10 protein-coding genes, 2 rRNA genes and 1 riboswitch are annotated in these 12,940 nt (G+C 46.2%); of the genes, 11 read left to right on the plus strand and 1 reads right to left on the minus strand.

Features of this window, described 5'->3' with window-relative positions:
• Positions 1 to 127: 127 nt before the first annotated feature.
• The 3 genes from G4D54_03700 (at position 128) to brnQ (ending at position 4,912) form a co-directional block, all read left to right on the plus strand.
• Positions 128 to 3,037, plus strand: a 23S ribosomal RNA gene (locus tag G4D54_03700).
• Between the two features lie 67 nt (positions 3,038 to 3,104).
• Positions 3,105 to 3,218: ribosomal RNA gene (gene rrf, locus G4D54_03705) — 5S ribosomal RNA — on the plus strand.
• Positions 3,219 to 3,559: 341 nt separating this feature from the next.
• Complete coding sequence (gene brnQ / locus G4D54_03710; protein QJA01590.1) at positions 3,560 to 4,912, plus strand: branched-chain amino acid transport system II carrier protein; 1,353 nt, start codon at positions 3,560 to 3,562, stop codon at positions 4,910 to 4,912.
• A 143-nt stretch (positions 4,913 to 5,055) separates the two neighbouring features.
• Here brnQ and G4D54_03715 read toward each other — a convergent pair whose 3' ends face one another.
• Positions 5,056 to 5,868 (minus strand): Cof-type HAD-IIB family hydrolase, encoded by an 813-nt coding sequence (locus G4D54_03715; protein ID QJA01591.1) that lies wholly within the window; start codon positions 5,866 to 5,868, stop codon positions 5,056 to 5,058.
• A gap of 218 nt (positions 5,869 to 6,086) precedes the next feature.
• On the opposite strand from G4D54_03715, the gene rpsL reads away from it, so the two are divergent.
• The 8 genes from rpsL to G4D54_03755 all read left to right on the plus strand — a co-directional run bounded on the left by rpsL (position 6,087) and on the right by G4D54_03755 (position 12,932).
• Positions 6,087 to 6,509 (plus strand): 30S ribosomal protein S12, encoded by a 423-nt coding sequence (gene rpsL / locus G4D54_03720; GenBank protein ID QJA01592.1) that lies wholly within the window; start codon positions 6,087 to 6,089, stop codon positions 6,507 to 6,509.
• A gap of 25 nt (positions 6,510 to 6,534) precedes the next feature.
• Positions 6,535 to 7,005: a 30S ribosomal protein S7 gene (gene rpsG / locus G4D54_03725; GenBank protein ID QJA01593.1), complete on the plus strand. Its 471-nt coding sequence runs from the start codon at positions 6,535 to 6,537 to the stop codon at positions 7,003 to 7,005.
• Positions 7,006 to 7,020: 15 nt separating this feature from the next.
• Entirely contained in the window at positions 7,021 to 9,099 is a 2,079-nt protein-coding gene (gene fusA / locus G4D54_03730) for an elongation factor G (protein ID QJA01594.1), read from the plus strand.
• A gap of 68 nt (positions 9,100 to 9,167) precedes the next feature.
• Entirely contained in the window at positions 9,168 to 10,352 is a 1,185-nt protein-coding gene (gene tuf / locus G4D54_03735; GenBank protein ID QJA01595.1) for an elongation factor Tu, read from the plus strand.
• Between the two features lie 101 nt (positions 10,353 to 10,453).
• A complete protein-coding gene (locus G4D54_03740) occupies positions 10,454 to 10,672 on the plus strand; it encodes a hypothetical protein (protein ID QJA01596.1) in 219 nt (72 codons plus the stop codon).
• Positions 10,653 to 10,964, plus strand: coding sequence for a YbjQ family protein (locus G4D54_03745; GenBank protein ID QJA01597.1), 312 nt, complete (start codon positions 10,653 to 10,655; stop codon positions 10,962 to 10,964). Before G4D54_03740 ends, G4D54_03745 begins: the two co-directional genes overlap by 20 nt.
• A 55-nt stretch (positions 10,965 to 11,019) precedes the next feature.
• Positions 11,020 to 11,108: riboswitch (TPP riboswitch) on the plus strand.
• A gap of 61 nt (positions 11,109 to 11,169) precedes the next feature.
• Positions 11,170 to 11,937 carry an ABC transporter permease gene (locus G4D54_03750; GenBank protein ID QJA01598.1) on the plus strand — a complete coding sequence of 256 codons (768 nt, stop codon included), beginning with the start codon at positions 11,170 to 11,172 and terminating at the stop codon, positions 11,935 to 11,937.
• Positions 11,934 to 12,932: an ABC transporter substrate-binding protein gene (locus G4D54_03755; GenBank protein ID QJA01599.1), complete on the plus strand. Its 999-nt coding sequence runs from the start codon at positions 11,934 to 11,936 to the stop codon at positions 12,930 to 12,932. The genes G4D54_03750 and G4D54_03755 overlap by 4 nt, the downstream gene beginning before the upstream one ends.
• Positions 12,933 to 12,940 lie beyond the last annotated feature (8 nt).

The raw sequence follows: 12,940 nt of genomic DNA on the forward strand, positions 1-12,940 counted from the left end.
AGAAGACATATGAAGGTCTATAACGAAAGTTGTAAACGAACATAGATATTCACGAGTAGAAAGTTAAACAAAACAGAAAACTCAAGCAAAAACCTAAGCAAAGAAAAGAACGCTTTAGAACTTAATCGTGATTAAGTGAATAAGGGCGTACGGTGGATGCCTAGGCACTTGGAACTGAAGAAGGACGCAACAAACGGCGAAACGCGACGGGGAGTGGTACGTACACAAAGATCCGTCGATATCCGAATGGGGGAAACCCGGCAGCAGTAATGAGCTGTCACCCATGAGTGAATACATAGCTCATGAGGGAGGTACCCGGAGAACTGAAACATCTAAGTATCCGGAGGAAAAGAAAATAAGAATGATTCCGTAAGTAGCGGCGAGCGAACGCGGAGGAGCCCAAACCAGATCTTGATCTGGGGGTTGTAGGACCACGAGATGGCAAGAGCAAGGCTAAGAGAACGGCATTGAAAGGCCGACCGGAGAGGGTGCAAGTCCCGTAACTGAAAGTCTAGCGAAGCCTAGTGGTATCCTGAGTACGGCGAGACACGAGAAATCTTGTCGGAAGCAGGCGGGACCATCCGTCAAGGCTAAATATACCCAAGTGACCGATAGTGAACCAGTACCGTGAGGGAAAGGTGAAAAGAACCGCGGGAGCGGAGTGAAATAGAACCTGAAACCGTATGCTTACAAGAAGTCAGAGCCCGTTAAAGGGTGATGGCGTGCCTTTGTAGAATGAACCGGCGAGTTACGTTATCGTGCGAGGTTAAGTAGAAGATACGGAGCCGAAGCGAAAGCGAGTCTTAATAGGGCGACAGTACGATGATGTAGACCCGAAACCGTGTGATCTAGCCATGACCAGGTTGAAGTTCAGGTGAAACTGAATGGAGGACCGAACCGACCCCCGTTGAAAAGTTGGCGGATGAGTTGTGGCTAGGGGAGAAATTCCAATCGAACACGGATATAGCTGGTTCTCCCCGAAATAGCTTTAGGGCTAGCGTCGAGGTAGAGTCGCATGGAGGTAGAGCACTGAATGTACGATGGCCCCATCCCGGGGGTACTGAGTATAATCAAACTCCGAATGCCATGGTGACATACTCGGCAGTCAGACTGTGGGTGATAAGGTCCATGGTCAAAAGGGAAACAGCCCAGACCGCCAGTTAAGGTCCCAAAATGTATGCTAAGTGGAAAAGGATGTGGGGATGCACAGACAACTAGGAGGTTGGCTCAGAAGCAGCCATCCTTCAAAGAGTGCGTAACAGCTCACTAGTCGAGTGACCCTGCGCCGAAAATGTACCGGGGCTAAGCATACTACCGAAGCTGCGGATTTGCAGTAATGCAAGTGGTAGGGGAGCGTTGCATGCACGTAGAAGCCGTACCGTAAGGAGCGGTGGAGAGCATGGAAGAGAGAATGCCGGTGTGAGTAGCGAGATGTAGGTGAGAATCCTACACACCGATAGCCCAAGGATTCCAGGGGAAGGTTCGTCCGCCCTGGGTAAGTCGGGACCTAACGCGAGGCCGAAAGGCGTAGTGGATGGAAAACAGGCAGATATTCCTGTACCCGCGATGGAAATGAAGGAATGACGGAGAAGGCTAGTGTGAGCCACTTAGTGGATTGTGGTCGAAGCATATAGCAGGCTGACAGTGAAATGCGTCAGCGGGATGTAAGATGTGATAGGTAAGGGAACGTCCTCGGACAAGTACTGAAGCACATGATGCCAGCTTCCAAGAAAAGTTTCTAGTAATGATTCCATAGCGGCCCGTACCAAAACCGACACAGGTGGGCAAGGAGAGAATCCTGAGGTGAGCGAGAGAACTGTTGCCAAGGAACTCGGCAAAATGACTCCGTAAGTTAGCGATAAGGAGTGCTCTTGTAAAAGAGAGCCGCAGTGAAGAGGCCCAAGCGACTGTTTAACTAAAACACAGCTCTCTGCAAAGTCGCAAGACGAAGTATAGGGGGTGACGCCTGCCCGGTGCTGGAAGGTTAAGAGGATTTGTCATCCGCAAGGAGAAGCAATGAATTGAAGCCCCAGTGAACGGCGGCCGTAACTATAACGGTCCTAAGGTAGCGAAATTCCTTGTCAGGTAAGTTCTGACCCGCACGAAAGGCGTAACGATTTGGGCGCTGTCTCGGCAGCAGACTCGGTGAAATCTTAGTACCTGTGAAAATGCAGGTTACCCGCAACTAGACGGAAAGACCCCATGGAGCTTTACTGTAGCCTGATATTGAATTTTGATCAAAGATGTACAGGATAGGTGGGAGGCTGTGAGACGTGTACGCCAGTATACGAGGAGCCGCTGTTGGGATACCACTCTTGTTTGATTGAAGTTCTAACCTGCATCCATGAACTGGGTGAGGGACCGTGTCAGGTGGGCAGTTTGACTGGGGCGGTCGCCTCCTAAAGAGTAACGGAGGCGCCCAAAGGTACGCTCAGATTGGATGGAAATCAATCGACGAGTGCAAATGCAGAAGCGTGCTTGACTGTGAGACAAACAAGTCGAACAGGGACGAAAGTCGGGATTAGTGATCCGGCGGTGCCGAATGGAAGGGCCGTCGCTCAACGGATAAAAGCTACCCTGGGGATAACAGGCTGATCTCGCCCAAGAGTTCACATCGACGGCGAGGTTTGGCACCTCGATGTCGGCTCATCGCATCCTGGAGCTGAATTCGGTTCCAAGGGTTGGGCTGTCCGCCCATTAAAGCGGTACGCGAGCTGGGTTCAGAACGTCGTGAGACAGTTCGGTCCCTATCTGTTGTGGGCGTTGGAGATCTGAGGAGAGCTGTCCTTAGTACGAGAGGACCGGGATGGACCTACCGCTGGTGCACCAGTTGTTCCGCCAGGAGCATAGCTGGGTAGCTAAGTAGGGAAGGGATAAGCGCTGAAAGCATCTAAGCGCGAAGCCTACTCCAAGATGAGATCTCCCATTCGTATAACGAAGTAAGACCCCTTGAAGACGACGAGGTGGATAGGTCAGAGATGGAAGTGTAGCGATACATGGAGTTGACTGATACTAATAGGTCGAGGACTTAATCACACGTACCAGATGGTACAAAAAGAAACTGTCAACTGTTATTCAGTTTTGAGGGGTAGACCTCAAAGTGATCTGGTGGCGATAGCGATGTGGATACACCTGTTCTCATCCCGAACACAGAAGTTAAGCATATCAGCGGCGACAATATCTGGACTGGCTCCAGTGAAGATAGCACGCTGCCAGGTAATCTGACTCATCTTACGATGGGTCTTTTTTTGTTTTGTGTCTTCTGTTCAATCTGTGGATTGTGTACTCTTGGCAATAGCTTACATTTTCTTTTTTGGCATTCCCTATATGTAACTACAGTACCTTGTATACCGAAAATTGAATAGCAGTGTCTCTGATGTAACATTGCCAGTGAATGCTGATTACTGTTCTTTCTGTAATTATATACAGGCTAAGTCGAAAAATAGCTGCTGGATGCAGATTATGATTTGCAGCAGTCAGTCTAAAACAGTGAAAAAGTGATTGCGTATCGCTTTGTTTTCCGCTATGATGAATAGGCGTGAATATAAGGAGCTTTTATATGAAGAAATTAACATTTATTCAAATTATATCGGTATCTATGATGCTTTTTGCAATTTTTTTTGGTGCCGGCAACATGATTTTTCCTCCTGCTATGGGACAACTGGCTGGAACGAGCTATATCAGTGCCCTTGCAGGCTTTATTCTGACTGATGCGGGTATTGCAATTCTTGGAGTAACAGCTGTTGTACTGGCAGGAACTTCTATGAGTGATCTGGGAAATCTGGTCAGTCGGAGGTTCGCTTTGGTTCTATCGGTTGGTGTTTATATGCTAATCGGTCCGCTGTTTGCACTGCCAAGAACCGGAAGCGTTTCTTTTGAAATAGCATTGCTTCCCTACATAGGGGAGAACAATGCCATACTATGGTCATTGCTGTTTACAGCTGCCTTCTTCGGACTTACCTACTATCTGAGCAGCAACCCAAGCAGGATTGTGGATGTTGTCGGCAAATATCTGACGCCGGTCCTGCTGATCAGTATACTGGCTATCTTTATCGCCTCTCTTTTACAGGAAACAAGCAATGGTGCATTCTCTTTTGGAACCATGATGGAGCCGTCCCCTGCATATGTTGATATTCCGTTCTTTAAGGGCATGATCGAGGGCTATAATGCATTGGATGGACCGGCAGGGCTGGCATTTGCAATTCTTGTTATAACAGCAATTCGCAGTTATGGTGTTACAGATAAGAAATCCATTGCTCGTTATACGATACTCTGCGGTCTTGGAGCGGCAGGCTTTCTGGCAGTTGTTTATTTTATGCTCACCTATGTCGGGGCCATTACGAATACGCCCTTCACAAACGGCGGAGCACTTCTGCATGCAGTAACCAATCATCTGTTTGGCGGTATCGGTGGAATCATTCTGGGAATTGCTGTTCTATTCGCCTGTCTTACAACCTCAATTGGACTGACAACATCCTTTGCGGATTATTTTCAAACCATACTGCCCAAACGCTGGACCTATAAAAGAATAGCTGCTGCTGTCTGCTTGTTCAGCTTTGTGATTTCCAATATTGGCTTAAGTCAGCTAATCACTGTATCACTCCCAATTTTGATTATGATATATCCGCTCACCGTGGTGCTGATGCTTTTGTCTTTTCTAAAACAGCGGATCGGATCACGGCGAATGGTGTATATCATGGCGATGCTGTTCACCTTTGCAGTATCCTTCGTAAATGGTATGGAAAGTGCAGGTGTTTCCTTGGGGATAATCAGTGACTGGTTTGCAGAGCTACCGTTTTATGAGCTGAGTATCGGCTGGATTCTACCCGCAGTGGCAGGTGCATTGATCGGACTTCTGCCATTCTGGCCAATGAACAATGAAGGATCAGGACTAACAGAAACCAGAGAATAAGAAAAGGAAGACCGTTCAATGAGCGGTCTTCTTCTGATATATGTAATTTCATTTTTTGACTCTCAATAGCCTTGACAACAAAGCATAATCACAACGCTGGAGTGTCTCCTTTTCATGCGTTATATCTGCCTGTTAAAGATATGCTATAGTTTGAGCTGCAGATTTAAAATTTTTTGTAATGCACGCGCTGTTCCATGGTCATAGACAGAGGCTGTCACCATGTTGGCAAAGGATTTTACGTAATCGGTGGCACTTCCCATGGCAACCCCCATACCTGCCATCTCCAGCATCTTGATATCATTGGTGCTGTCGCCAAAGCAAATGCATTCCTCCCAGGAAATCCCCTCTTTTTGCAGAACCTGATTGATTCCCACAAACTTATCGTTATTTGCATTGAATACATCAAAGCAGAAATGATCCTGTGCAACCTCGATCAGATCGCTGCGCAGCAGCGGATGCTTTGCAAGAAATTCCTCCAGGGAGCGCTGCTCCTTTGTCATCAGGACTGCATTATAGGCATTGTGCCGTTTATGATAAGAGCGCTGTTCATCATAGAACAGATAATTCAGAACATGGTGGTCTCGACAGAAATAATAAAACGGATAAAATTTATCATATATATAGGATGTATCTCCGAAATGGAACATCAGTCCGTTTTCCTGCTGCTCGCACCAGTCTACGATATCCTGCGTCGTCTGTCTGTCAAGCGGATTTTCAAACAGCAGGCGCTGCTCACGATCCAGAACATAGCCGCCGTTGATCATCACCATATAATCAAACTGTACACGCTCCAGAATCAGGTTCATCTGATTCAGCGGTCGACCCGTTGCGGCGCATACGAGATACCCCTGATCCTTCAATGCTTGAATCGCCTGAAGACTGGATTCCTGAATGATGTCGTTTTCTGTCTGATACAAGGTACCATCCATATCAAAAAACACGATTTTATAAGCCATACTTGAAACCTCTACTTTCCCTCTATGTCTATTCGTCCCCTATTATACTAGAATCTCAAATCTTTTACAAAGAAAAATAAAAAAAGGTGTTGACAAGCTATTCCAGTTGCTTTATGATTATTAGGCAAGTGGATTTTTGAGGTTCCCGTTCTGCGGGAACTACATTTACACTTCAAAATGACACACCCGGAAATGTGTGTTAGTGAAAGGAGGATATTATGCCAACAATTAACCAATTAATTCGTAAAGGTCGTGAACAGAGCGTGAAGCTTTCCAAGTCACCAGCTCTGAATAGAGGATATAACTCAATCAAGAAACGTCCTACAAACTTAAGTGCACCTCAGAAACGTGGAGTTTGTACTCGTGTCGGTACAATGACACCGAAGAAACCAAACTCAGCGCTGCGTAAATATGCCCGTGTTCGTCTGAGCAACGGTATGGAGGTTACTGCCTACATTCCTGGTATTGGACACAACCTGCAGGAGCATAGTGTTGTAATGATCCGTGGAGGACGTGTTAAGGATCTTCCAGGTGTTCGTTACCACATCATCCGTGGTACACTGGACTGTGCTGGAGTTGCGAACCGTAACCAGAGCCGTTCCCTGTACGGAGCAAAACGCCCAAAAGAAGCTAAGAAATAATCAATTGTGAAAGGAGGAAATTCGAATGCCTAGAAAAGGACATGTAGCAAAACGTGATGTATTAGTAGATCCAATTTACAACTCCAAGCTGGTTACTCGTTTAATCAACAAGATCATGATTGATGGTAAAAGAGGGGTTGCACAGAAGATTCTGTACAATGCGTTCGATATTATTGAAGTAAAAACTAACGAAAAACCAATGGAAGTTTTCGAGAAAGCTCTGGAAAACGTAATGCCATTACTGGAACTTAAGGTTCGCCGTGTTGGTGGTGCCAACTATCAGGTCCCGGTGGAAGTATCCGCTGAAAGACGTCTGACTCTTGGTCTGCGTTGGATCGTGAACTATGCTCGTTTAAGAAACGAGAAAACAATGGAGCAAAGACTTGCTGCTGAAATCATGGATGCAGCAAACGGAAGTGGTGCATCTGTTAAGAAACGTGAGGACACTCACAAGATGGCAGAGGCAAACAAAGCATTTGCTCATTACCGCTGGTAAGAAAGGAGATCCATTATGCCACGTCAGTATTCATTAGAAAACACACGTAACATTGGTATCATGGCTCATATCGATGCTGGTAAGACAACAACTACAGAGCGTATTCTGTATTATACAGGTGTTAATCACAAAATCGGAGAGACTCACGATGGAGCTTCTACGATGGACTGGATGGCACAGGAGCAGGAACGTGGTATTACCATCACTTCTGCAGCAACAACTGCAGCATGGAAGGGTACCCGTATCAACATTATCGATACTCCAGGTCACGTTGACTTCACAGTTGAGGTTGAACGTTCCCTGCGTGTACTGGATGGTGCCGTAACGGTACTGGATGCAAAAGCCGGTGTAGAGCCTCAGACAGAAACCGTTTGGCGTCAGGCTACTACATATGGTGTTCCTCGTATCGTATTCTGTAACAAAATGGATGCAACAGGAGCTGACTTCCTGATGTCCTGCAAAACAATTGTAGATCGTCTGGGAGCTAAGTCCTGCCCGATTCAGCTGCCAATCGGTGCTGAATCCACTTTCACTGGTATCGTTGATATCATTGAAAGAAAATCTGAAATCTATACAAACGACTTAGGTACGGATATTCAGGAAGGCGATGTTCCGGAAGATCTGAAGGATCTGTGTGAGGAATACCGTTCCAAGCTGATTGACTACCTTGCTGATTATGATGAAGATTTCATGATGCAGGTACTGGAGGGTGAAGAACCTAGCGTTGAGGACATCAAGCGTGTTCTGCGTATCGCCGTATGTGCCGGTGATTTCTTCCCTGTATTATGTGGTTCTGCATATAAGAACAAGGGTGTTCAGATGGTTCTGGATGCTGTTGTTGAATATCTGCCTTCTCCGCTGGATGTTCCTGCAATCAAGGGAACGCTGGAGGACGGAAGCGAATCCGAGCGTCATTCCAGTGATGAAGAACCATTCGCTGCATTGGCATTCAAAATCGCAACGGACCCATTTGTTGGAAAGCTTTCCTTTTTCCGTGTGTACTCCGGTACAGCAAAGGCAGGAAGCTACGTTCTGAATTCCACAAAGGGAAAAAGAGAGCGTTTCGGACGTATCGTTCAGATGCACGCCAACGCTCGTAAGGAAATCGATCAGGTATATGCAGGAGATATCGCTGCTGCCGTAGGTCTGAAGGTTACAACAACCGGAGACAGCTTATGTGCAGAGGATTCTCCAATCATTCTGGAATCCATGGAATTCCCGGAACCGGTTATCGAACTGTCTCTGGAACCGAAGACCAAGGCTGACCAGGATAAGATGGGTCTTGCTCTTGCGAAGCTTGCAGAAGAGGATCCTACCTTCAAAACCTATACAGACCAGGAAACAGGTCAGACAATTATCGCCGGTGTCGGTGAGCTTCACCTGGACATCATCGTTGACCGTCTGCGCCGTGAATTCAAGGTGGAAGCAAACGTTGGACAGCCGATGGTTGCTTACCGTGAAACCATCCGCGGTACTGCTGACTGTGAAGGTAAATACATCAAACAGTCCGGTGGACGTGGACAATATGGTCATGTATGGATCAAATTTGAGCCTCAGGAAGAGGGAAAAGGATTTGAATTCGTTGATGCTACAGTCGGTGGAAGCGTACCTCGTGAATACATCAAGCCTACAGAAGAAGGTCTGAGAGATGCACTGGCAAACGGTATTGTTGCCGGATATCAGGTAATCGATATCAAAGCAACGCTGTTTGACGGTTCTTACCACGATGTCGATTCCAGTGAAATGGCGTACAAAATTGCGGCTAGTATGGCATTAAAGGCAGCTGCCAAGAAATGTAATCCGGTTATTCTGGAGCCGATCATGATGGTGGAGGTAACTGCACCAAATGAATATCTTGGATCCGTAATGGGTGACGTAAGCTCCCGTCGTGGTGCTATCGTTGACCAGGAAGAGAGAGGAAACGCGATTATCGTTAAGGCTCACATTCCGCTGTCAGAGATGTTCGGTTACGTTACAGACCTGCGTTCCTTCACTCAGGGACGTGGAAATTACTCTATGAAATTCGACCATTATGCCGAAGTACCGAAGAGTATTGCAGAAAAAATCATTAAAAACAATAGTTCTGAAAATTAACTGTTGCTTTTATAAAAACTTTGAATTAGAATATACTTGGAAACTAATAAATTAGGAGGAAAATTAAAATGGCAAAAGAAAAATTTGACCGTTCCAAAACACATGTTAACATTGGAACTATCGGACACGTTGACCACGGTAAAACTACGTTAACTGCTGCTATTACAAACGTTCTTGCAAAAGACGGTATGGCACAGGCACAGGCTTATGACCAGATCGATGGTGCACCTGAAGAAAAAGAACGTGGAATCACAATCAACACTGCACACGTTGAATATCAGACTGACAAGCGTCACTATGCACACGTTGACTGCCCAGGTCACGCTGACTACGTTAAGAACATGATCACTGGTGCTGCACAGATGGATGGTGCTATCCTGGTTGTTGCTGCATCTGATGGTCCTATGCCTCAGACTCGTGAGCACATCCTGCTTGCTCGTCAGGTAGGTGTTCCTTACATCGTTGTATTCCTGAACAAATGCGACATGGTTGATGACGAAGAACTGATCGACCTTGTTGAAATGGAAGTACGTGAGCTGTTAAGCGAGTACGGATTCGACGGAGATAACGCTCCGGTTATCCGTGGTTCTGCACTGAAGGCTCTGGAAGGTGACGACAAATACGTTGGCGCTATCAAAGAACTGATGGATGCAGTTGATGAATTCATCCCAGATCCAACTCGTGAAACTGACAAACCATTCCTGATGTCTGTAGAAGACGTTATGACAATCACAGGACGTGGTACAGTTGCTACAGGACGTGTTGAGCGTGGGGTAGTAAAACTGGGAGAAGAAGTTGAAATCGTTGGTATCAAGGATACTCAGAAAACTGTTGTTACCGGACTGGAAATGTTCCGTAAGCAGCTGGACTTCGCAGAATCCGGAGACAACATCGGTGCTCTGCTGCGTGGTATCAACCGTGACCAGATTCAGCGTGGACAGGTTCTTGCTAAACCAGGATCCGTACATCCACACACAAAGTTCAAGGCTCAGGTTTATGTATTAACAAAAGAAGAAGGTGGACGTCACACTCCATTCGTTTCTAACTACCGTCCTCAGTTCTACTTCCGTACAACTGACGTAACTGGTGTTATTACATTACCGGAAGGAACTGAAATGGTTATGCCTGGTGACAACGTTGAAATGAACGTTGAGCTGATTGCTCCAATTGCTATCGAAAACAACACAAAGTTCTCTATCCGTGAGGGTGGACGTACTGTTGGTTCCGGTAACGTTACAGAAATCATCGAGTAATTTTATAAAAACAATGAAAAGAGCACAATTGTGCTCTTTTTTCTGTGTGTTGTACCTTTTTTGTAGTATAATACAGGTAACGACAGAAGGGAGTGGGCAGTATGAACAGAAAAATGCTGGCACCTATCATAATTGGCATTTTGATTGCATTTTATATGATGATTTGGATCAGCTCCTTGTTTTTTCTGGATGCACCGGGGTTTCTCGTAATCTTGTTTGGCATCCCCATGCTGGCACTGCTTTTTCTGTGGATACATGTTGTCAAGGAACGGCTTGACGAGATAAGGAGCGGAGAAGAAGATGATCTTAGTAAATACTGATTACATTACCGGAAAAACGCTGAATATGCTGGGACTGGTAAAGGGAAGTACAATTCAGACAAAGAATATCGGTAAGGATATTTCTCAGGGCTTTAAGACACTGGTTGGTGGTGAGCTGAAGGCATACAATGAAATGATGAATGAGGCACGTGCACTGGCAACGAAGCGAATGGTGGAGGAGGCAGAGGCTCTCGGTGCTGACGCTATTGTCAACATCCGTTATGCATCCAGTGCCATCATGGGTGGAGCCGCAGAGGTTATAGCCTATGGTACAGCGGCAACCTTCCTGTAAAAGCAGCTTGTCTGCTTTTTTCTTTTCTTTTTTACACGGAGCGTGTATAATGATACTGTCATGACAGGGGTGCCGTAAGGCTGAGACAGTCCCTTATGACCTGATCTAGTTAATGCTAGCGTAGGGAGTCATATCTATCTTGAGTATTAGATTGGTTCACTTACGCCTCACGGAGGTGTTTTTTTATTGGAAAGGAGAACTATGGATGAAGCGTTTAAAAAGAATCGGTATGCCGCTGCTCACGCTGCTTCTGGTACTGGCAGTATGGGAAGGCTGTGTTCATATATTTGATATTGATTTGTATATTCTGCCGGCGCCCTCAACCATCCTACAGGCGCTGTTTGCGAATCGCGATATACTGTGGATGCATTCTCTGGTAACGCTGCAGGAGGCTGTCATCGGTTTATTGATCGCCACCCTGCTCGCAATCGTAATTGCGATTGGCATGGATCTTTCCCAGCTGTTTAAACACAGCATATTTCCCCATCTGGTTGTCACGCAGACAGTACCGGTCATGGTACTGGGACCGCTGTTTTCCATTTGGCTGGGTTTCGGCATGGCACCGAAGATTCTAATGGTCATCTTCATGTGCTTCTTTCCGGTCGCAATCGCCTTCTGTGACGCGCTGGGTAAAGTAGATGAGCATCAGATCAGTCTGCTGAAAAGCTTTGGAGCAAAAAAATGGCAGATATATGCATATGTGAAGATACCGGCGGCCTCCACTGCACTGTTTTCCGGATTGAAGGTAGCAGCTACCTACTGTATCGGTGGTGCTATCGTCGGAGAGTGGCTGAGTGCATCCGCAGGTCTTGGATACTATATGATCCGTGTAAAAAACGGCTATATGCTGGATAAGGTGTTTGCCTGCGTAGTGGTTATTATCGCACTGAGTCTGCTGCTGCATGGAGCGGTGGTGCTGCTGGAGGCGGTGTTGTTTCCATATGCGAGAAAGAAAAGAGGGAAAGCGAAATGAAGAAATTAGGCTGTATGCTGATGGCTGTGCTGATGGCTGTCACAGTGAGTGGATGTTCTGATAAAAAGGAAGCATCCGAAAACAAAGAAACAGAAAAAAAGGTAACATTGATTCTGGATTATCTTCCAAACACCAATCATACCGGTTTCTATGTGGCGAAGGAAAAAGGCTTTTTCAAGGAAGAAGGCCTGGAGGTGGATATCATTGAGCCGGGAGATGATTCGACAAGTGCAACACTGGTTGCGGCAAACAAGGGAGAATTCGGTGTCAGCTATCAGGAGGACGTCACGTATGCGAGAACGGCGGAGGAACCATTGCCGATTCGTGCAATTGCGACCATCATCCAGCATAATACAAGCGGCTTTGTATCATTGAAAAAGGAAAATATCAAAACACCGAAGGATTTCGAGGGAAAGGTTTATGCAGGATGGCAGGCACCGAGTGAGGAAGCAGTTGTAAAGGCGGTAATGACAGCTGCGAAGGCAGATTTCTCCAAGCTGACAATGGTGGGGGCAGATGGCAGCGGCTTTGCTTCCCTTGGCAAGAGTGTGGATATCCAGTGGGAATTTGAAGGCTGGGCAGTCACAAAGGGAAGAATGGAAGGCTATGAACTGAATTACATACCGTTACGCGAACTGGATGAACGCCTTGATTATTATACACCGCTCATTATTACCAGTGAAAAGATGATCAAGGAAGATCCGGAAACGGTTCAGAAATTTATGAATGCGGTAAAGAAGGGATATGAATATGCAATTGAAAACCCGGATGCATCCGCTGAAATATTAAGCAAATACGCTCCTGATTATGATTTGAAATTTCTGAAGGAAAGTCAGAAATATCTGAGCAGTGAATATGCCAGGGATGCGGACAGCTGGGGTGTTATGAAGGATTCCGTATGGGATAACTATACTGCCTTTATGTATGAAAACAAGCTGATCACAGAAAAAATCAAGGCGGATGAACAGTATACCAATGAATTTGTAATGAAATAAAAAAACGA

Source organism: [Clostridium] innocuum, assembly GCA_012317185.1.
GTDB classification, from domain to species: domain Bacteria; phylum Bacillota_I; class Bacilli_A; order Erysipelotrichales; family Erysipelotrichaceae; genus Clostridium_AQ; species Clostridium_AQ innocuum.